General features: G+C 44.0%; 26 protein-coding genes. 13 read left to right on the forward strand and 13 right to left on the reverse strand.

Going from position 1 to position 20,117, the window contains the following annotated elements:
• Positions 1-18: 18 nt before the first annotated feature.
• The 3 genes from speA to QUB26_RS04855 form a co-directional block, all read right to left on the reverse strand.
• Positions 19-2,028, reverse strand: coding sequence for a biosynthetic arginine decarboxylase (gene speA, locus QUB26_RS04845; RefSeq protein WP_333246165.1), 2,010 nt, complete (start codon positions 2,026-2,028; stop codon positions 19-21).
• A 324-nt stretch (positions 2,029-2,352) separates the two neighbouring features.
• Positions 2,353-3,504 carry a helix-turn-helix domain-containing protein gene (locus tag QUB26_RS04850; protein WP_333246167.1) on the reverse strand — a complete coding sequence of 384 codons (1,152 nt, stop codon included), beginning with the start codon at positions 3,502-3,504 and terminating at the stop codon, positions 2,353-2,355.
• 155 nt (positions 3,505-3,659) lie between these two features.
• Positions 3,660-4,250 carry a DUF3611 family protein gene (locus QUB26_RS04855; RefSeq protein WP_333246169.1) on the reverse strand — a complete coding sequence of 197 codons (591 nt, stop codon included), beginning with the start codon at positions 4,248-4,250 and terminating at the stop codon, positions 3,660-3,662.
• A gap of 167 nt (positions 4,251-4,417) precedes the next feature.
• Here QUB26_RS04855 and QUB26_RS04860 point away from each other — a divergent pair, with 167 nt between their 5' ends.
• The 4 genes from QUB26_RS04860 (at position 4,418) to QUB26_RS04875 (ending at position 5,917) form a co-directional block, all read left to right on the forward strand.
• Positions 4,418-4,588 carry a hypothetical protein gene (locus tag QUB26_RS04860; protein ID WP_172186391.1) on the forward strand — a complete coding sequence of 57 codons (171 nt, stop codon included), beginning with the start codon at positions 4,418-4,420 and terminating at the stop codon, positions 4,586-4,588.
• Positions 4,589-4,942: 354 nt separating this feature from the next.
• On the forward strand, positions 4,943-5,236 hold the full coding sequence (locus tag QUB26_RS04865; RefSeq protein ID WP_333246171.1) for a hypothetical protein: 294 nt from the start codon (positions 4,943-4,945) through the stop codon (positions 5,234-5,236).
• A 103-nt stretch (positions 5,237-5,339) separates the two neighbouring features.
• Positions 5,340-5,768 carry a heavy metal-responsive transcriptional regulator gene (locus QUB26_RS04870; protein WP_333246173.1) on the forward strand — a complete coding sequence of 143 codons (429 nt, stop codon included), beginning with the start codon at positions 5,340-5,342 and terminating at the stop codon, positions 5,766-5,768.
• Positions 5,765-5,917 (forward strand): hypothetical protein, encoded by a 153-nt coding sequence (locus tag QUB26_RS04875; protein ID WP_333246174.1) that lies wholly within the window; start codon positions 5,765-5,767, stop codon positions 5,915-5,917. Before QUB26_RS04870 ends, QUB26_RS04875 begins: the two co-directional genes overlap by 4 nt.
• Positions 5,918-6,225: 308 nt before the next feature.
• Here QUB26_RS04875 and QUB26_RS04880 read toward each other — a convergent pair whose 3' ends face one another.
• Positions 6,226-7,149: a fused MFS/spermidine synthase gene (locus QUB26_RS04880; RefSeq protein ID WP_333246176.1), complete on the reverse strand. Its 924-nt coding sequence runs from the start codon at positions 7,147-7,149 to the stop codon at positions 6,226-6,228.
• A 413-nt stretch (positions 7,150-7,562) separates the two neighbouring features.
• Here QUB26_RS04880 and QUB26_RS04885 point away from each other — a divergent pair, with 413 nt between their 5' ends.
• The 5 genes from QUB26_RS04885 to QUB26_RS04905 all read left to right on the forward strand — a co-directional run bounded on the left by QUB26_RS04885 (position 7,563) and on the right by QUB26_RS04905 (position 9,003).
• Positions 7,563-7,823 carry a hypothetical protein gene (locus QUB26_RS04885; RefSeq protein WP_333246178.1) on the forward strand — a complete coding sequence of 87 codons (261 nt, stop codon included), beginning with the start codon at positions 7,563-7,565 and terminating at the stop codon, positions 7,821-7,823.
• A gap of 46 nt (positions 7,824-7,869) precedes the next feature.
• Positions 7,870-8,034, forward strand: a complete 165-nt coding sequence (locus QUB26_RS04890) for a hypothetical protein (protein WP_333246180.1) — start codon at positions 7,870-7,872, stop codon at positions 8,032-8,034.
• Between the two features lie 328 nt (positions 8,035-8,362).
• Entirely contained in the window at positions 8,363-8,620 is a 258-nt protein-coding gene (locus QUB26_RS04895; protein WP_333246182.1) for a hypothetical protein, read from the forward strand.
• Positions 8,610-8,837 carry a hypothetical protein gene (locus QUB26_RS04900; protein WP_333246184.1) on the forward strand — a complete coding sequence of 76 codons (228 nt, stop codon included), beginning with the start codon at positions 8,610-8,612 and terminating at the stop codon, positions 8,835-8,837. Before QUB26_RS04895 ends, QUB26_RS04900 begins: the two co-directional genes overlap by 11 nt.
• Before the next feature lie 31 nt (positions 8,838-8,868).
• Positions 8,869-9,003 carry a hypothetical protein gene (locus QUB26_RS04905; RefSeq protein WP_333246186.1) on the forward strand — a complete coding sequence of 45 codons (135 nt, stop codon included), beginning with the start codon at positions 8,869-8,871 and terminating at the stop codon, positions 9,001-9,003.
• A 25-nt stretch (positions 9,004-9,028) separates the two neighbouring features.
• Here QUB26_RS04905 and QUB26_RS04910 read toward each other — a convergent pair whose 3' ends face one another.
• From QUB26_RS04910 to QUB26_RS04925, 4 genes are all read right to left on the reverse strand, one after another.
• Positions 9,029-9,385 carry a DUF5615 family PIN-like protein gene (locus QUB26_RS04910; RefSeq protein WP_333246188.1) on the reverse strand — a complete coding sequence of 119 codons (357 nt, stop codon included), beginning with the start codon at positions 9,383-9,385 and terminating at the stop codon, positions 9,029-9,031.
• Between the two features lie 2 nt (positions 9,386-9,387).
• Complete coding sequence (locus tag QUB26_RS04915) at positions 9,388-9,621, reverse strand: DUF433 domain-containing protein (protein WP_333246190.1); 234 nt, start codon at positions 9,619-9,621, stop codon at positions 9,388-9,390.
• Between the two features lie 148 nt (positions 9,622-9,769).
• Entirely contained in the window at positions 9,770-12,121 is a 2,352-nt protein-coding gene (locus tag QUB26_RS04920; protein WP_333316993.1) for a dynamin family protein, read from the reverse strand.
• 312 nt (positions 12,122-12,433) lie between these two features.
• The gene (locus QUB26_RS04925; RefSeq protein WP_333237396.1) at positions 12,434-12,649 is read right to left on the reverse strand and encodes a hypothetical protein; all 216 of its coding nucleotides are present in this window, start codon (positions 12,647-12,649) and stop codon (positions 12,434-12,436) included.
• Between the two features lie 227 nt (positions 12,650-12,876).
• Here QUB26_RS04925 and QUB26_RS04930 point away from each other — a divergent pair, with 227 nt between their 5' ends.
• A complete protein-coding gene (locus QUB26_RS04930) occupies positions 12,877-13,383 on the forward strand; it encodes a DNA-binding response regulator (protein ID WP_333237394.1) in 507 nt (168 codons plus the stop codon).
• On the opposite strand, the gene QUB26_RS04935 is transcribed toward QUB26_RS04930, so the two are convergent.
• The gene (locus QUB26_RS04935) at positions 13,380-13,550 is read right to left on the reverse strand and encodes a hypothetical protein (protein ID WP_333302409.1); all 171 of its coding nucleotides are present in this window, start codon (positions 13,548-13,550) and stop codon (positions 13,380-13,382) included. The two genes, QUB26_RS04930 and QUB26_RS04935, sit on opposite strands and share 4 nt — an antisense overlap.
• A gap of 4 nt (positions 13,551-13,554) precedes the next feature.
• Between QUB26_RS04935 and QUB26_RS04940 the strand changes: the two genes are divergently transcribed.
• The gene (locus QUB26_RS04940; protein ID WP_333237392.1) at positions 13,555-15,342 is read left to right on the forward strand and encodes a cellulose-binding protein; all 1,788 of its coding nucleotides are present in this window, start codon (positions 13,555-13,557) and stop codon (positions 15,340-15,342) included.
• A 17-nt stretch (positions 15,343-15,359) separates the two neighbouring features.
• Here the strand turns inward: QUB26_RS04940 and QUB26_RS04945 are convergent, their stop codons facing one another.
• From QUB26_RS04945 to msrA, 4 genes are all read right to left on the reverse strand, one after another.
• Complete coding sequence (locus QUB26_RS04945; protein WP_333316995.1) at positions 15,360-15,941, reverse strand: DUF948 domain-containing protein; 582 nt, start codon at positions 15,939-15,941, stop codon at positions 15,360-15,362.
• Between the two features lie 37 nt (positions 15,942-15,978).
• Positions 15,979-16,320 (reverse strand): YtxH domain-containing protein, encoded by a 342-nt coding sequence (locus QUB26_RS04950; protein WP_333053412.1) that lies wholly within the window; start codon positions 16,318-16,320, stop codon positions 15,979-15,981.
• 121 nt (positions 16,321-16,441) lie between these two features.
• A complete protein-coding gene (locus tag QUB26_RS04955; RefSeq protein ID WP_333053411.1) occupies positions 16,442-16,765 on the reverse strand; it encodes a hypothetical protein in 324 nt (107 codons plus the stop codon).
• A gap of 129 nt (positions 16,766-16,894) precedes the next feature.
• On the reverse strand, positions 16,895-17,548 hold the full coding sequence (msrA, locus tag QUB26_RS04960) for a peptide-methionine (S)-S-oxide reductase MsrA (protein WP_333237387.1): 654 nt from the start codon (positions 17,546-17,548) through the stop codon (positions 16,895-16,897).
• Positions 17,549-17,864: 316 nt separating this feature from the next.
• On the opposite strand from msrA, the gene QUB26_RS04965 reads away from it, so the two are divergent.
• Complete coding sequence (locus QUB26_RS04965; RefSeq protein WP_333053409.1) at positions 17,865-18,002, forward strand: hypothetical protein; 138 nt, start codon at positions 17,865-17,867, stop codon at positions 18,000-18,002.
• A gap of 913 nt (positions 18,003-18,915) precedes the next feature.
• Positions 18,916-19,932, forward strand: a complete 1,017-nt coding sequence (locus QUB26_RS04970; protein ID WP_333237385.1) for a hypothetical protein — start codon at positions 18,916-18,918, stop codon at positions 19,930-19,932.
• The last annotated feature ends 185 nt before the right edge of the window (positions 19,933-20,117 follow it).

Genomic DNA, 20,117 nt, shown 5'->3' on the forward strand with positions numbered 1-20,117 from the left:
TCAGTTGCACCCTACATTTTAAGACTGAAGATAAGTATATTGGCTGAGACTCCGCTCATAATTTTGCAGCAAAAGTTGGGCCTCGGAAAGAGTAATTTTATTTTGCTGCAAAGCTTCTTCTGTCTGACGGCGGATGCTTTCAACCAAATTTTCTGAATCGTACTGTACGTAGCTGAGGACTTCTTTCATAGTGTCTCCTTTCACAACGTGTTCGATATGATAGCCAGAAGGTGTTAGCTGAATGTGAACTGCATTTGCATCGCCGAATAAGTTGTGAAGGTTGCCCATAATTTCTTGATAAGCACCTCCCAAAAAGAGCGCCAAATAGTAAGGTTCTCCAGGTTTGAGAGTATGCAGTTCCAAAACCGACTTCACATCTCGCAAATCGATGAATTGGTCGATTTTGCCGTCGCTGTCGCAGGTAAGATCGGCTAAAATACCGCGTTGAGTTGGTTCTTCGTCGAGTCGGTTAATTGGCATAATTGGGAACAACTGGTTAATTGCCCAACTGTCCGGTACTGACTGGAAAACAGATAAGTTGATGTAATAAATGGACGCCATCACCTTTTCTAAGTCTTCCAAATCGTCAGATACGTATTCATTTTGCCGTGCGATCGCCTGTATTTTATCGCAGCAAGCCCAGTACAACTGTTCGGTTTTTGCCCGTTCCGCAATTCCCAAATAGCCTAAGTTAAATAAACTGACTGCTTCTTCCTTGAATTGGATAGCATCGTGATAAACTTCTTGGTAATTTTCGGGACTGATAGATTGGTAAATTTCGTAGAGATTGCGCGGAATTTGGTGCGCGTTTTCATCTACTGGTTCTGGTACTTCTCTGGGGACATCGCTAGTACCGAGTACGTCAAAAACTAACACTGATTGGTGAGAAGCGATCGCCCGCCCGCTTTCGCTAATGATAATGGGAACCGGGATTTTCCGCTCGTCGCAGGCATCTTTCACTCCCGCTACTACGTCGTTAGCGTAGTTTTGCATATTGTAGTTTTTGGAAGCGTGGAAGTTTGTTTTAGACCCGTCGTAGTCAACGCCGAGGCCACCGCCTACGTCCAAGTAGTTCATATTAGCTCCCAATTTAGCTAATTCTACATAAATGTGGCTGGCTTCTCGAATGGCGTCTTTGATGACACTAATTGAGGAAATTTGAGAGCCGATGTGGAAGTGCAGTAACTGCAAACAATCGAGCATTCCAGCTTTTTCTAGTTCGCCGACTGCACGGATAATTTCAGGAATTGTCAAGCCAAATTTTGCCCGATCGCCCGTGGAACCTCCCCAACGGCCAACCCCTTTAGTAGTGAGTTTTGCTCGCACTCCCAAAATCGGTTTAATTCCTAATGCTTTGCTCGCGGCGATTGCGAGTTCTACTTCCTCTATTTGCTCCAGCACAATTACGGAAGTTTGCCCTAGCCGCTGCGCCAAAATAGCAGTTTCGATGTATTCGCGGTCTTTGTAACCGTTACAAATTAACAAAGCGCCTGGGTTTTTTAAGGTGGCCAAAGCTATCATTAATTCCGGTTTCGAGCCGGCTTCGAGCCCGAAGTGATGGGGTTGACCGAAACGCACCAAATCTTCAATTAATTGTCGGTGCTGGTTGCATTTAACTGGAAAGACACCGCGATAAACATTTTTGTAATTGTACCGAGCGATCGCTCTGGCAAAACAAGAATTTAAGCGCTCGATCCGGTCTTCCAAAATATCAGAAAAGCGAATCAGCAGGGGCAAAGCCAAATTTCGCTGTTTCAGGGATTCTACCAGTTCGCACAAGTCGAGGGAACCGCCGCGATCGCCCTTGGGAGAAACTGTAACATGACCGGCTGCATTGATCGAAAAATACGGTTCGCCCCAACCTTGAATTCGGTAGAGTTTCTCACTATCTTCTATTGTCCAAGATGCTTGTGGCAGTTGAGCCGCCGTTACCAAAGCAGTGTCTGGTGCCACCGAACTCGTGACTGTTGGCGAGTGAGTCGATAGCGGATCGAGATCGGAGAAAGCAGCGGTAGCTGGGGAACTCATCTTATCAGAAACCTCTTTGAGGAGTGGTCAAATAGATAGTTTATCGCACATATCGGGTTTCCTGATGTAGTTGAAAAATCACTTTGGGTACACGGGCTGGCGATTTTAGATTTTAGATTTTAGATTTTAGATTTTAGATTTTAGATTTTAGAATTGACTCTATAGATAGATGAAAAGCGGGGATTGAACTACAATCTCAACCGTATTTGCTTTGCGGGACTTATTTCTTCAAGCAAGTGTCCGTATGCAGGTGAACTCGGAAACCCGGTTTCCGAGTTCACCTGCGCCAAGAGAGTTGTCGGACGATCGATCGCCCGACACACACTAACCAAAAATCACCTCCGGCGGCGCCATGTCAGCCCCCATCCTCAATCCCCCGTTATTAGACTTCTTCAAGCCCGGTTGAGGTGCTTTTTCTGGGGTTTTCTGAGCCGGTGCAACTGAGGCGGGCGGTGTCACCTGCGGTTGAGGTACTGCCTGTGCTCCTGGCACCACGGGTTGCTGCGACAGCCAACCCAAACCCCCTACAGCCCCAGCCATCAAAGCGGTGTAGCCGATGTACAAATGCACCGGACGCATTTGAAAGCCTTCGCCTGAGTCGGAATCGGAAACAGACACATACATACTGGGAATTGGAGTCGGAGCGGGTTTGGGCAAAGCATTCGCCATAGCGCTACCGTCTAGTCCCAAGGCGTCGCCAAGTCTGCGGATAAAACCTCTAACGTAAATGTCTTGGGGCAGTTTGTCGATTTCCCCATTTTCGATCGATTCGATGTGGTGCAGCGGCACGAGAGTTTGACTGTGGAGTTGGAGCAGGGATAGGGAGCGAATTTGCCGTCCCTTACGCAATTCTTTACCCAACTCCCGCAGGCACTCTTCTCGCTGTTGAACGGCTAAAGCTGCTTCTTCTTCCTTGGTGAGTTTTTTCGGCTTTTTGGGAAAACCGAACCCTGGGAAGAATTTTCCGGGGACGGTGACAGTTGCAGGTAGAGCCGACTCGACTTGAATTTCGTCTTGGGGCGCTTGTTTGCTGTCTTCAGAAGTGTTAGTTTCTCGATCGGAATTTTCTTCTGTGTCGGACTCGGTTTGGGGGGGCGCTTCCACAGTAGCGCTGCGCCAATAGAAGACAGGAGCAGTTACTGGTGGCTCCAATTCTTGAATTTCTGTCACCGTCTCAATAGCGGGACTTACAGCAGTAACACTCTCTTGGGCTACTTGCGCTTCAATTTTGTTCTGTTTGGGAAATCGATCGAATGCGAGCTTGACGGCTTCTCTGCTAACTGCTCTAATTAAAATTTCGGCAGCGGAGGCTGCTTCGCCCAACATTGTTTGCAGGCTAGCTAGAGCGTGGCTATAGGTGTCGCTACAGAGGAGTTCAGCTTCTATTTGACCTAGAACAGAACGAAAACTTTCTTGAGAAATTTCAATAGTTGGGTGATCTGTCACCCCAAAATAAGCCTCGGGTTTCAGTGCCATGATATTCATGTTGTCTTGGTAGAAGGTATCTGAGTACGTTCTTCGACAGGTTGGCAGTGATTCCGGATGTCGGTTGGGGGAGAGTGGGAGAGTGGGGCATCGGGCATCGGGCATCGGGCATTGGGCATCGGGCATCGGTTGCCCCTCCCCAATAACTATTGTTTGTGGATGCGATCGAGCAACCAAAGAGCCCCGAAAATCCCGACAAAATGGGCAACAGTGGCGTGAGTATTGGCGAGTACCACAAATATATCTAGAGGCTGAATAAATCGACCCACATCAACGGCGGCACCGAACAAGGCTTGCGGCTGAGCTAGAGATTTCGCTAAAAGCGTGCCGCTGATGGCTTCTGCGCCGATCAGCGTCAGGATCATTCCTGACAAGTTACTCATCAGTGCCAGCCGCACCTCTTTGATGGTGTCTGCTTTTTTGGGGCGGACTGCGTTACCGGGCGATCGCAGTTGTCTCGACAAACGGGTGAAGCGGAAAGAGCGATATATGCTGTAAGCGAGTACGGCTAGCCCGCAAATGGCAAAAAATACGCCCCCGCCGGTGCCTGCACTGGTTGAACCCGCACCGGCGGTAGCCCTGGGGAGGGCGAAGGGGATGGCAAAGAGCAAAATGATCGCCGCTACCACCCCTAGCACTAACTGTACCCAGAAGCAAACCCAGCCTGTTGTACGAAGGGCAAAGGCTACTCGCTGTACGGCGACAGGAAGCTTATCGTTATCTAACTGATTAGTCATATTTTGAGCGGGTATAATTAATTGGCATTAGTTGGCAGCAGTTTTTTCTCTTCGGGGACGGTTGACGGCGGTTAACCCTCTTTATAATAGAAGTAGCAATGTTTAAGATTTGTAACTAACATTGGATTTCACATTTGAATAGCGTCGATCGCCAGGTACCCAAAGCAATGACACAACTCCAACCCACCGTCACTCCCAAACTGGAACAGCCAAAGTTTGGCTTCAACAGCTACGCGGAACGCCTTAACGGTCGAGCTGCGATGATCGGTTTTTCTCTAACTTTAATTATCGAGTATGTCACAGGCCAGGGCTTGCTGTCCTGGTTAGGTCTCAACTAATTTTAGCAACGGCGCGGTCAGCCTCACACTTTGTCTTGACTCGAACGGCAGCGGGTGTGACTTCTGCTGACCGCGACAAATTCGGGAATTGATTAAAATATTAATTAGAAACAAGCCCAGCGACTTCTCTGTCGAGAGAGTTCTGTTCCCGAATGCAATAGCTGGCTTTTGGAGGTATATATGGGGTGGAATTTTGATTTGACAAGCTTGGCAATTTTGCCTCGCTCCCGTACAATTCCCCACAGGCGAGAAGATTAATTTAGGTGAAGCTAGTCTTTGAGCTAGAAATCCCGATCGTTCCGCCAACTCTAAGTTTTAGAGCTTGTAAATAAATATAGAACAGAGTAAAACCAAATGAATGCTTCATGGACGCGACTTTTGAGGTCAGCTTACCGTAAAGAGCCAATTACCAGCTTTGTTGTGACAGTGGGCGTTGTCGATGCAGCCATCGGCAGCATGGGTGCGAGTGGCTCTTTATTGGCTTTTGGGCTTGGCACCGCTGGGGTGGCGATGGCTCTCCGCTGGTGGCAATTTTACCGCTCTGCAGCCGAACAACCCGCGCCGGCTCCCGAATACTATCTTCCTCCTCAGTCTTCTAGACCTCAGTTGCCCGTGCTTAATGTGTCTAAAAAAAATCCTCCTTATTAAGATTACTGGGCAATGGTGACTGGGCGATGTGCCGATCGACTCCCTGGATCTGAGGCACCAAAAGATAGGGCAAGAAAGTCTTTCGATCTTGGATGCTTGGTTTATGAATATTTCTGTTGCCGAGAAACTGTACAAAATTGGCTCTGTAGCTGCCTGTAGTGGTTTGTCGGTGAAAACTGTTCGTTACTATGAGGAGATGGGCTTGCTGTCTCCTGCTGTGGAGCGATCGCCCGCGGGCTATCGCTTGTTTGGCGAAACCGTATTCAACAGGTTGGCGTTTATTAAACGATCTCAGACTCTGGGTTTGAGCCTTCAGGAAATTAAGGATATTTTAGAGGTTCGCGATCGGGGAGAGTTGCCTTGTTCTGAAGCGAAGCAGCATCTAACGGCTAAAGTAGAGGAAATTTCCGTGCAAATTGCAGCCTTAGAAACTTTGAAGAGGGAGTTGCAAGGCATTCTCAACTGCTGGCAAGAGCAACCCTCGCAGGCGAGCATTACTAGCACGATTTGTCCGAACATTCAGCGGGATTGAGCAGCGGAAAGATACAAAAAAAGGGAAGGAATTATGGGTTTCCTTCCCTTGATGGTTTTGTTGGTGGTTTTGTGGGTGATTTTGTGGGTGGTTTTGTCGATCGTGTTGAGCTTTTAACTGTTTTCGCAGAGTTTGCTGTTGCTTTTTGAGTTGCCGAGCCCTGGCTGAGCCGCCTTTACCTTTGGAGTTTCTGCCCTCGCTGCGAGGAGACTCCCAACTTTTTAGTCTCATGTTTTTACTTGTTTGCACTACTTCTATAATAGACCGACGCAATTTCACTGTCAAGTATTTTTGAGACAGATGTTTCCTAGTATCAACTGTTGAGTGATTGGGATTTGCTAAAGGCATAGCGATGGTGCGCCCCTAAACACTCTACAGCCCGATGGTTCCCCCATAAGCACCCAACAATTAGAGTTTTTTGTGGGATTCGGTTAACAGCTCTAATTGTGTATATTTATCAGTCCAAATATCCGGCGGGTATTTCAGCATCTGTAAAAATTGGCAGCGTTTCCCAAATTTTCACCCATTCCGGCAATTGGGCTACTTTTTTTAGCTGGAGCGACATTTCTATTAAGGAAAATCCTAAATTGTGGAAATCTTGAATAAGTTCGGCTTTAAAGAAAATTTCATTTTTAGCTAAATCTGGAGCATTAGTCGCAATGACAACGCTGTTGCCGGCTTCTAAATTGCATATATAAACTTGTGCGAACACAGTTTGAATTGTTTTCACCGCTACCGCATTAAACTCTTGTTTATGGAACAGGTGGACAACTAGAACACCTGCGCTTGACAAGCGAGTTTTGCACAGTTGGTAAAATTCTTTTGTCACCAATTTATAGGGCATATAGCCGCTGCCAAAACCAGCATCCACGATAATTATATCGTTTTTTACTGGGGAATCTTGTTGGGCTAGATATTCGCGCCCGTCTTGAATGGCTACTTTGAGTCTGTCGTCGAATTGAATGCCAAAAAATTTTTGAGCTACTTCGACTATTTTTTGGTCAATATCTGTACATTCGACTATCGCGTTAGGGAAATAGTGGTGGAAAATTCTGGGGAGGGTGCCGCCACCAAATCCGATTACATAGATTTTTTTGGGGTGAGTTTTCCAGACTAATGCTAGCAGCACGGATCGGGAATAGGGAAAGATTAAATTTAGTGGATTGTTGAGGTCTAGGATTGATTGAGCTACATTTGTGATTAAGGTTTCTCTGTCTGCTAAAAGCAGTAGTAGCACTGAGTTTATTTTTTTTACGGCGATGCAGTTGTCGCCGGAGTTTTGTTGAAATAGGAAGCCATCTGGCTGTTGCTGAAGCCAATTGATTTGTTGGTGAATAGCTGCTAAATTGCTAGTTTGTCGATCGCCTTTATAATCAGTCATACGATTTTAGATTTTAGATTTTAGATTTTAGATTTTAGATTTTAGATTTTAGATTCAGGGTAAACCCATCTTAACTTTAACCCAAAATATGCTACAGTTATATGCGACTATTTTTTTTGTAGTTTATTCTACTTCATGAGTGTTATCAAGGGCAAGAGGTTTTAGTAAAACTGTAACTTCCCAACAAAAACAAATAAATTCATTGTCTTCAGTGAATATTTTAACTGCCATTTCTTTAAAAAATTTTGCCACATTGAACGACCAAAAAATAGAAAGAAGTAAATAAAATTTGCTCAAAGATATTAGATCGATTGCGATTCTAGCTATCATCAGCGGTGCAGACGGATGGGTGGTAATAGAAGCCTATGGTAACGCCAAATATGAATAATTAAAAAGGTTTCTAGAATTACCGAATGGTATACCATCTCATGACAGGTTTAGTCTCCTTATTTGCCAGAATTGAGCCGCAGCAGTTTCAAGAATGTTTTTTGAGTTGGGTAAATGCGATCGTCGGGGAATTAGAATTAAACGTGATTGCCATTGATGGCAAAACAATGAAACTATCTTATGACCGAAATGAGCAGCAAAAAGCGCTATATATATTCACTGCATGGTCTTCATCTCATCAATTAGTGTTCGGAAAAAAAAAAGAGATAAAAAATTTAATGACCTAGATAAGTATGAAGCCGTAGAAGGGCGGCTGAGTGTGTCGGAGTTAGTTTGAATAATTCATGTAGGGCGATTCCCGACGGGATAGCTGCGCTTCACGCGCTTTGTGACAAGTTGGGACGTAAGGGCGATCGCAATGCAGGGATTCAGCATGAGAAAGGCGAGATCCCTTTTGGTTATTTGGGGGAAAAGGACGATCGCACTTTCGGACAATAAGGGCGATCGTACTTCAAAAAAAGCAACAATTCCGCTACACCCAAGGCATTATGAAACTGCTTTGAGGTATTGCGTTACAGGCTTCAAATCGATGTCATCGTTGTCAGTCAGTATTTTAAATAAATGACGCGGGATGCCGGCTGCAATCAAAACTTCCAAATCGCGATCGCACTTTGACCAGTATTCATAAATGCCGACTTGCCTGACTTACGCAAGCTAAAGTAAAATAAGATTAATTAAGCTTGACAATTGGCAATTGAAACTTAGGTTATATTAAAATGTTCTCAACAAGACCGCTTTTCCACCATATCGCACAGGAATCAGTGCCATGTCCATTTCCAAACCTGAAAAGCCACAGTATTTAAAACCGATTAATCCCCCGGATCTTCAAATGCGGGCGATCGCCTACAGTTTAGATACTTTAATTCCAGGGCTCTACATTTGGCTGGGTGCCATCAAAATTAGGATTGGGGGTAGCGAGCCCGAAGAAAACTATCCAGGGACAATTCATAGTCGAATTGGCATGGCTTTAGTATTCCCTGGCTACCGCATCTACAGCACTTACCAAGGTAGCTATGACCCTTGATAAGCATAAGCTTGACGGCATCCCTCAAATTACTGCAAAAACTTTGCCATCTACAGAATTTGAGTTACTTCTATTAACAGCAGGCTACGGTAAAATTGGTACGGCTCCGGCTCAAGGAAATCGCATGAAAGTGTGGTGGACTCATTCTACTTTTAGACGCATCGAAGCTATTTACAGTGCTGATGGAATAGTTGCTATTACTGCTTATCACGTTTAGATTTGTAGTTAAACAAACCCAGAAATTTTTATTGATTGATGAAAGAGCGATCGCACTTTCGGAAAATAAGGGCGATCTTTTTTGGGATAGCTGGATGGAATGGAAAGGAGCGATCGCAATGCAGGGATTCGGCATGGGAAAGGCGAGATCCCTTTTGGTTATTTAGGGAAAAGGGATCTCGCTATCAATTTTTATACTCGAATGCGAATTCTGTAAACTTCTACCAGTAGTAATTTACCTCGATAATGCTCCTCACTATCGTGCAATGAGAAGTATTCTGTCAGCCTTGCCATCAACTGAGGAATAATTTCAGGGTGATTTCTCAGTTGAAGAGAAATGATTCCTTGATATGAACTTGGCGGATAAGTCACAATATCTGCGAAGTCTCCATTGAGAGAAACAAGTATAGCCTTTAATTCCTGAGCTTTGGCAATGACAGTAGTATCTGGAGATTCAATTGGAATGTAATCTCCCAATACAAAAACTTCATGCTCCGTATCACGAAGGATTTGAATAATAGACTTAGGAACGCATTGATCGATGAACAATCTTAAACTCCGACGGCAACTGTTTCAAAATCCGACAAATCGCGAGCATAATCAAGACAAGCAGCTATCTGTTCTTTGGCGATATCTGGAAACTGGTCGATGATTTGTTCTACAGTGTTATTTGATGCTAAATATCCTAAAATCAGACTAACGGGAATTCTAGTTCCTTTGATTCTTGGTTTACCTCGCAGTACATCGGGGGTACTAACGATATGTTCTCTCCAGTTTACAGGCATAACTTGTCCTTTCTGAATCTGATAAGTTATATTATCTAATCTGACAAGTTATATTTTAACTTAAGGAATGGCGATCGCCCTTTGGGATGCGGGATGGGAAAGGCGATCGCACTTTCGGACAATAAGGGCGATCGTACTTTCTCTAACTTTACTTAACTGGCTTCCAACTATCGAGAGATTCCCGAATCGAACTTAATTGGCTGAGGTACTCAATAAGCTGGGCTTTTTGAGACTCAAGACGAGCCAGAATTTCCGGCGCTTCTGCTTCTTTGGTTTCCCGTTCCTTCAAAACGCGATCGAAGTCATTTTGAAACCTTTTTATGTAATCATTAATTTGCTTTTCGGCACTTCTGAAATCAGCCGAAACCTGTTTGTTAATAACTCGCTCTAACAAATCTTTGTTTGTAAAAGTTTGCACATCTATTTTTTGATTTATTGACTGTAATGTTTGCCGTAAATTAACTTCAAAAAAATTGCGATTTTTGGTAACAGGTTCATCAGTATAATAGACTTGATCGGAGTCACAACAACGACTTTTTTTACCTTTTTTCCTTTCTATTTCTACCACGGCTACTTGTACATCTTTAATTCTTGCATCAATTCCTGGAAAATCAAAACTTGGAAACTGAATCGGGTTTATGTTCAGTTTTACTTCTAAAGCATCACCAAGATAATTAGATAATTCATCTGATATTTCTTGGATATCTTCTTGAATTATTATTGCCAATTTTTCGCGAATATTCGTCCCCTCTCGAACTAATTCATCCTGAGTATCTATCCACCAACTTTGAATATAGGGCGGACAAAACTTATTAATTGTTTTAATTATTTTTTCAGCTTCAGCCTTTGTTTTACACCGAATAATGTACGGATCAAACTCTTCACTATCAACAATCTGTTCAGAAACAGAGGTATTGAAAGCTTCTGGAATAGACTCACTCAGTCCATCCAACAAAGACGTAGTGACTTTGAATGCTTTTCCTAATACTGGACCGAAAGAAGGTATCAATTCTAACAGTCTTTCTCCAATTTCTCCCACTAATTGTCCAAAAACCCCATTGTTAGTTTTAACTTCTACTGATTGGGGCAACAAGAGATTTTCTTTTGACTTAGGAGATTTAGCGGATCGACGAGATTCGGCAATTTTATGAATCTCACTGCCTATCTGCTCTTTAGCCTTATTCGCAAATGTGTTAATGCCTTGACTAAATCCTTGGATTAGTATTTGTTTTTCTTGCTCGACAGTATTTTTGACTAACTCAACTTTGTACCTCGCATTCTCTGAGCGTTTCCTGTACTCTTCAACTTTTTGTTTGAGGGCTTCAATCCCCATTTCCCAACCCCTGATATCTGTATTCAGAGTATCTTCAATTGCCTTAGCAGCTTTATCAATTTCTGCCACCACCTCAGTCAATAAATTCCATCCAGAATTTTGCGTAATCCTTTGAATGACTGTTTCTTGAATGGTTAGGATACCGCTATCTGCTAGTGCTTGCGGTGCAATTTTATGAGGTGCAGGGATAATCTGGTTCCCTTCCTCATCTTCCGTGGCATACCTAGCGCTGAAGAATTTTTTAAAGTCTTTTTTTTCGCTTTCAGTGGCCTTTGCTTGCTGAATTAGTTTCGCTAAAAGTCCTTGTCGAGAACTAGCAGGGTAAATAACTGGATTGCAAAAGCCAAAACCGACTAACTCTCGCTCTAAATCTTTAATGACATCAGCAATTTCTTTGTCTCTCTCTGTTTTTTGGTCAACTTTATTCAAAATAAAGTAAATTTTTCCCGTGTTCTCAGCTATAAAATCCTTACGATTTTCAACTACATCCTTAAACAAATCAGCCACTGCATTATCTTTGTAGGAAGCGTAGTTTAAAATAAACAGAATGGCATTGCAGGTTCGCAGTGCTTCTAGTGCTGTCTGCTTCAGTTCATTTATGTTGAAGTTTGCAGATTCCCACTCATTAGGGCCGGGAGTATCAACTAAGGTAAAGCCTGTGAGAGAAGATAATTGGCTAATTGCTTCAATCGGATGCTCTATCTCAAAGCGTGTAGTGTTATCGGGATTGCCTTGTTCTCTGATTTCACGGGTACGTAGCAGGAATTTTTGCTGAATTTCGCCTGCATTACCCTCAACAAGAATGACTGGTTTTCTTTGTCCTTCTCGATACTCTAAAAGTCTAGGAGTTTCACCCTCTTTAATGTGTCGGACATCTGTACGGCAGATAGTACAGGCGGCCGTTTCACTCGCCAGCACATCAGCACCGATGATAGAATTTAAGAAGGTGCTTTTGCCAGCTTTCATTGCTGCAATGACAGCTACTTGATACTTCTGATCTTGCAAAGCCTTTAAAGCTTTTTTAATTTCATCTTCAATGCTTTGTAGCCCTTGACTTTCATCTCCCTGAATGCGGAGTCCGTCACGGAATTCTTTGAGATATTGTAAGAGGAAAGTGCCTGTACTGTGAATGCTGGTGTATGCTGCTTGAAATTCTTGAGAAGACATAAGTTAATAATCTTGATTGAATAAAATATGAGAACAGACACAAAGATAATTGCCTGAGCGTTTCCAGTCGGTTTTAACTGAGATATTGCACCATTCTCAATAAGCCTTTTAGGGACGGGCAGGATGCCCATCCCACAAGAAATTCACTCTTTGTGGAAGGGACGGGCAGGATGCCCATCCCACAAGAAATTCACTCTTTGTGGAAGGGACGGGCAGGATACCCATCCCACAAGAAATTCACTCTTTGTGGAACGGGCATCTTGCCCGTTATTGACTATGGTGCAAACTGAAGTCCCTGGCGCGAGTCAATATTTAGTCGTCAGAAAAAGCCTTGCTAATCCCGTAAAATGCCAAACCTGCTAATGCACCTACGGCTATACCAACGGGGCCAGCAGCAGCACCCATACCAGCACCTCCACCAACAGCACCAATTGCCGTAAAACCAGAAGCAGCTACCACACCAGCACCCGCAGCCGCACCCGCAGCAGCGGAACCTGCCGCTTTCGCTATTTCATCACCTTTAGCCATTGAAATACCTCAGTTTAAGGAACAAAAACTAACTTTTTGACTAATGAAAGTTAACTAAACAGGTAAAATTTGAAATATCACGATCGCACTTTCCCGCTTTTCTAAGTATTTGCACTTAGACAATGAGTCGGTAATTTAATACTAGACTACCTATTGTTAGCAAACAACTAACAAACGCTAGCAATTTCGGTTATGCTATCGTTAGCCACATCTCACAAAACCCGACAATGGCATCAAAAGAAGACTTATTTGCCGAAGCCGCGAAACACTGGGACTTAGAAAGGCTGTACCAAGCTTTTGCAGAAGCTAAACGGCAAATCTCTCCCCGATCGCGCAGGGGACTAACCGAAACAGAAAAACTTTACCTGCGAGGATTGCTTTCCGGTTGCAGCCCCGCCGAAATCGCCCGCCAACTGTTTCAGAGTTCCAAAAGTGCAGAGGTTTATTTATGTAAAACTTTATACCAATATGTTAAAAAAATCGCAGATGTACCTAACGAACCTGTAGGAAATTGGCGCAATATTTGCGATCGGCTACAGGAAGCCGGATATAAAACTCTGTCTTCTCCTGAATTTAAAATAAATAATTCTGTACCTACAGAAGCATTAGTAAAAATAGTTGGTATAGGTGTGATTGAGAAAAATACAGTATCAATTGATATTAACATTCGACTAGAATTCCCCTCAACTTCAGAAACTCCGACGAAAACCGAAGATTTGGATAAAGACGGTTAGATGGGCGATCGCACTTGGGTACAGAAAGGGAGATCGCCCCTCCACTGAAAGACCAAAATGTTAATAATCTTATAGCTGATAGTTTGAGAATGAACTTTTTGATAAAATATCAAAATTAAAACAGCTTCACACGCTTCGATTTTACCTAAAACAATCAAATTAGTCAAATTTATGTCTCGATTAAGTATCAGATCGAACAAAAAAGTTTTGGGCTTTGTGCTGGGTTTATTAATTTTTGTCATTTTCATTCCCGGATGTTGGGCTTTAACAACTAATATTGCTCCCACACCAGTACGGCAAGTAGATAACACAGTAGCTGTGCGGGCAGATATACAAAATACATCAAATTCTCGCTCTTCTTTAGGAGTTGGGCTTCACGGTATTGCTGACTCGTCAACACAATTACCCTTTTTAGATGCTTTCAAATCTTCTAGACAATGGATAACTCAATGCGTCAGCGGACAACCAAACTGTCAAGGTGAATGGGATACAGAAGAGTATAATCTTTTAAACCTTGATGAAAATGGGTGGGTGAAGTCTCTCCCATCGCCCGAAGATGCTCCTAAATATACTAGGGTAAGTACCCTATTACTTAGGGAAATCCCCAATCGCTATCCTTCAGGGCAATATATTGTTACTTATGAGGGTGAAGGTGCGATCGAATATAGGTTTGATGCCAAAAAAGATGAGGCTGCGTCGAAACCTGGGAGGGATATCATTAATGTCGATGCCACACAAGGCGGAGGCATAATGATTACAATTACTGCTACCGATCCCAATAAAACAGGGAACTATATCCGCAACATTAAAATGTTTCACTCCCAAGATGAACAGCTTATTCAAAGCGGTGAAATATTTAATCCGCTGTTTATAGACAAGATTAAAAAATTTAGAGTTTTGCGTTTTATGGACTGGATGGAGACAAATGGTTCTGAACAAAAACAATGGTCAAACCGACCTAAACCAGAGAGTGTATCCTATTCTTACAGAGGCAGTGTTCCCATAGAAGTCATGGTGAATTTAGCTAATAAAGTCCAAGAAGAACCCTGGTTTAATATGCCGCATCAGGCTACGGATGAATATATGACTAACTTTGCTAAAATGGTAAAAGATAGTTTAGATCCAAAGCTGAAAGTTTATGTAGAGTATTCTAATGAGGTTTGGAATTGGTTATTTCCACAATCGCATTATGCTTTGGAACAAGGTAAAGCGAAGTGGGGAGATAAAGGCGATGCTTTTATGCAATGGTACGGAATGCGTACTGCTCAAATGTGCGATATCTGGAAAGGTGTTTTTGAGGATCAAAAGAATCGAGTTGTCTGCGTGTTAGGAACTCAAAGAGCCTGGAGAGATTTAGAAACTTATTCTTTAGAGTGTTCCTATTGGGTGGCTGAAGGCAATAAACCTTGTTATCAACACGGTATTGATGCCGTAGCCATAGCTGGATATTTTAGCGGCAACTTGGGCGGGAAAGAAAGTGTCAGCACAGTAGAGTCTTGGTTGAATGACGCAGATGGCGGATTTGGCAAAGCTTTTAAGCAATTAAGAGAGGGCGGGTTACTGCCGGGGTTCAAAGATAGTTTGCCCGATGTTGAGAATGACTTTAAGTATTTCTTAGATGTGGCTCAAAAAAAAGGTCTCAAGTTATTTGTTTACGAGGGCGGTCAACATATTGTAGGTATTGAAGGAGTTGAGAATAACGAAAAACTGACTGAGTTTTTTATGGCATTAAATAGGCGTCCTGAAATGTATGATATGTACACTCAATTACTGAATAGTTGGAAACAAGCTGGAGGCAGTCTTTTCATGCACTTTGTGGATGTGGGTGGATTTAGTAAATGGGGAAGTTGGGGGGCTTTGGAATATGTGGAACAAAAGGGTTCGCCTAAGTATGATGCTTTGATGGATTTTATTGATAAGAATCCTTGCTGGTGGGATGGGTGTGCTGTGGAGGGATGATCGGGAATTGGGTGCAATCAAGAATCGTTCGATCGCACTTCCTCAAACTCTTCAGCATCCCCCGGCAAACCCGAACCCTCGCTACTCCTCAACCGGGGCGATTCCCCATTACTAGCACCGGCACCGTAAACCCCAGAATGCCTGCCCTCCAAACCCGAATCCCTCAGCGAAAGCGCACTTCTTTGACTAGGCGACAATCTATCTGTCGATCGGCGATTTGTCCCAGACATCGGTGGCTTCCGAGTTAAAGTTTTCCAAGCAGCCTTAATCCCAGTCACCACGCTGCGAGTAGTTACCTGCACATTTTGCGCCTGCTTTTTGGCGCTACCAATACTTCGATCGACCTGTTTGACAACCTCGCCCGCACTTTGTACTCCCTCGCTGACATCATCCGTCAACTCGCTAATTTCCAGCCCCGTCAACCGAATCGCCTCCAAAGTGGGTGGAAATTCGCGAGAAAGCGTGTCAGCGAGCTTTTCCACGCTGCGGGCCGCCCTGGCCAGCGCTTGCACTGCAGGTATTAAAGTCACTAAAACAGCAGTCAGGCTAACTGCCACTAGCAAAATTGAAAGTCCTAGCCAAAATATAGGATCGCTCACTTGAATCTGGGATTGGGGGTTGAGAATTTCATGCCATTTAGCGGATGGGAGGGCGCGAGGAGGGACTCACTTCAGATTCAGCTTCCGACAGGGTTTGGCGTTCCCGCTGAGTCGCTTCCAAACCGGCCGCGATCGCCTCTTTGAGTCTAATCAAAGTTTCGTCCCAATTTCGGATGGCAGTTTCAGAAAGTCGATCGGCCTGCAATTGCACGCTAGTCGATAAATCCTCCGCCAACTCCGGCAAAGCATCCGCTGATTTTTTCAATATCTGCCGCGTCTCCTTGCCCGGTCGCGGTGCCATCAGCAAGCCAGTCACGGCCCCGATCGCAGAACCCACAAGCAAACCGCCAATAAATAATCCTGAACGTTTAGTTGACATTTTTATAACTTCTCTCCATACACCAATTTTAGGGGCGTTTGCCCGATCGCAGCCCTTTACAAAGGTAGAAATATTGTTGAAAACCCTAGGGAGTCAGCACAGGCGGCAATTTTAGGATAGCTTACCTCAAACGTCGATCGCGCCTGGACCAAAGCATCCGTCCCAAACCCAGCAATCCCAAAAGTTGCTGAACCTGTTGCAGTTGCAATTCTAGTTGTTGATAACGCCGTCGCAGTTGGCGGGTACCTTGCTGCCTTTTACCAAGGAAATCCGGCGACATACTGAGGACATTGCTGCTACAGCGTTCGATTGCTGCGATCCGAAGTTCCAAACGTGCGATCGTCCGCCTGATTTTCCCCACCTTCGCAGCTATATAAAAACAGACCAGAGATATCATTAAATTGATAATTACCACACCAGCCAGCATTATTTTACCTGCTTTCAACTAATCCCTTTTACCATCTCAATAACCTTTCAGTCGTCTTCAGACGACTTAAGCTTTGAGGCAGGGGTTTAAACCCCTGCCGGACTGCCGGACTATTGCAACCGCCTCAAAATAGCCATTGTAAAAGTTTTAAGCCTGAGACATAGCAGGCAAACAAACCTTAGTACCGCCCAAGCCGCAATAACCGTTCGGGTCTTTAGCAAGATACTGCTGATGATAGCCTTCTGCGTAATAAAACTCAGGCGCGTCAATAATTTCAGTGGTAATCTTGCCGTAACCGGCCGCAGTCAAAGCCTGCTGGTAAGCATCGCGCGAAGCTTCAGCTAGCTGCTTTTGGCTGGCTGAATACGTGTAAATTCCCGATCGATACTGAGTACCCGAATCATTGCCCTGACGCATTCCTTGAGTAGGATTGTGACTTTCCCAAAAAACTTTGAGCAGCGTTTCGTAACTAATTACTTTCGGATCGAACACAACCAAAACTACTTCATTGTGTCCCGTCATCCCGCTGCAAACTTCCTTGTAAGTAGGATTCGGAGTAATCCCGGCCGCGTAGCCAACAGCCGTCGAAAAAACTCCATTTTGCTGCCAAAATTTGCGTTCCGCTCCCCAAAAACAGCCCAGGCCAAACAACGCAGTCTCCATGCCGTTTGGAAAGGGAGGTTTGAGCGGATTGCCGTTAACAAAGTGACTTGCCGGTACCGACATCGACTCTGCCCGTCCCGGTAATGCCTCTTGGGGAGAGGGCAGGCTCGACTTTTTGCCAAATCCAAATAGCACCATAAGTTTGTGAGGGGATCTCTGATAAACATCTTTACCTTACTTAATAATATCAGATGTATACTGAAAACAGTGGTCTGCTTAAAGGTAGAAGGTAAAAACCACAAGGCAGATTTTTTTACGGAAGGTTTTTGGTGATACTGCTCACTGCCCACGCAGTTTTCAATCACATTAGGCAGTGTTCTATGTCACCAAAACACACCTAAAATATCACCTATTGTTGAGGTATAAATCACGCGGATTTTAGGCAAAATAGCCGATTATTAAAGGTATGGTGTTGTAGTAGTTATTCAATGCCATTTATAGGGAGTGTGTAGAGATGGGCGCTAAACCTTGCAGTCAACCTTTAAAATCTAATCCCTTTATTACTTACCGCGACCCAATTACAGGCAAGTGGATTGTGGTAAATCAGACTTTGCCCCAAGCAGCAGAACAAGCACAGCTAGCAGCCGCTTGAGTTTTCCTCTTAATTTTATACCTGAAAAATCAACTATAATTTCAGATTGCGTAGGGGCGGGTTTTACCAACCATCTATGTCGGAAACGAATAATCTGAAAAACCCGCCCTCCCAAGACGAACAATCCAAATGTACATTTTTTCGATGCGTTCACAGACAGCGTTGATGCAGATTATTCATTGTGTGGGGGCGGGTTTATCTAGATTGTTGGCAGTCAGTAAATAGTCGTAAGGTGCTTAGGTTGCACCCTACATAAGCTGTGTTGCATCTAGATTGCCTATGGTATTAGAGAGGGAGAGGGTCCGATGGGGATCGGGGGAGAGGACTTGACGATTTTTGATCGGGACTCGAAATATACAATTTAAATGCACAACAGCTTATAGCCATCCTAAATCATTTGTGAATTTCTTACTCCCTCCCCGCGATTTCGGGGAGGGTTGGGGTGGGGTAAAAAATTTACGACTCCTGCAAAGATTGCTATAAGTAGCACCATACTTTTAAACATTCCTCATCTCTTTTTGCAGTTCCAAATATCGATAGAGGCTCCAAGAACCCTATTGCAGGAACGACTTAATCTTGTTCTGCAACAAATCACACCTGAACTGTCGCAGTTCGCTATCTTATTACAATTTCATTCTTGAAGCTTTATTCTATGCAGCTTCATATTAAATTGGTATCAGCACTGTACATGACGTAAACCTCTAAAGTTGCTAATTTAGTCGGGTCATAAAATATCTAAAATTGATTGTGCTTTGTGATTTGTGAACTTGCAACGAGCAAGCAGCTATCTTGTAGAGTCGCCGGAAATCAGGCAAGTTGAGCAACAGCGGCAACAAATAACCTGAAGTGGGGTGAAGTTTTATGTAATTGAGCCAATATGTAACTAGAGTTCCTTCGCAGCTTCCCGACTGAAATGGATATTGCAAAACTAGATACTTGGTATTCTCCTTCTCAACGCCGCACGGCTGTTTCGCTGTTGATGAAACGAGTAGGCGTAACCCGCACTAGGGCTGAATGCTTTATCAGGCTTTGGGTTTACTTATCGGTGAAACAGCTTCAGGAAAGCCAGCCCCGTCTCAAACCACCGCTGGCGAAACTGGAAGTGCCAGCAACAGAAGTGCAGTGCACTCACCGGGAAGCCGCCGAACTATTTTACTGCGATTCCGATCGCGGGAGCGATCGCGCCGCCGGAATGATGTTAGATAAATTAGCAGCACTCGGATTAATCGCAAAACACTTTGATGGTAACGCTACGGCAATTAAAATTCAGTCAGTTTCAGAAATTTTAGAAACCGCCGAACCTCAAAAGCCTGTACAACTCCAATTAGATGATTTCAACCCTCGGTGCGACGCAATTATCGTTGCCAATTTATTAGCCACCAATTACAACTGGATGAACCGCAACACTAACACAGTTCCCCACAAAATTGCTAAAATACTCCGGCTTTTTGCCCATCAATACTCAAAGGGAATGCGAGTTTTGCGGCGCTCAGATAATCTAAATCCAGTCGGCTTTTACTTACTTTATCCCACAGCTAGCGAATCGGAAGTGAATTTTTTTAATGCTCCTAGTAAAGGGCTTCATTTAAGCTCAATTTCCGATATCGATCCTTTCAAAATGGCGTTACCAGGAGATCAAAATTGCCAGTCAGTATTTGTCCGCAGTTGGATGATCGATCCGCAGTATTTGTCAGAATACCGCATTGCTTTTCTCGAAGACTCACAAAAAGTTTTAGGCGAAATGCAAACAGATTTTCCCAATCTTTGCGACTTGTACACCCTGATGATCCACCCCATGTACGAAAAACAGTCCCTGGCTTTGGGATTTCAGAAGACTAGCAGCGATAGTCAGTTATCTGTTTATTGGATGTATCTAGCATTGGATAGATTTTTAGCGTTAAATATCAAAGAAGCGTTGCTCCAACTGTAATAGATATCTGGTAAATAGCCAGCCAAGGGCACGCAGGATGCCTACACCACAAGAGTTTTACTCGTTACTCGTTACCAGGCAGAGCCTGGTAACGGAGATCCACAGGCTCTGCCTGCAATTTTCGCAAGCAAGCGAGGCAGAGCCTCTGTACATCGGTTCCCAGGCAGAGCCTGGGCAACCAGTTA

This window comes from Microcoleus sp. B4-C1 (assembly GCF_036705285.1).
GTDB lineage: Bacteria > Cyanobacteriota > Cyanobacteriia > Cyanobacteriales > Microcoleaceae > Microcoleus.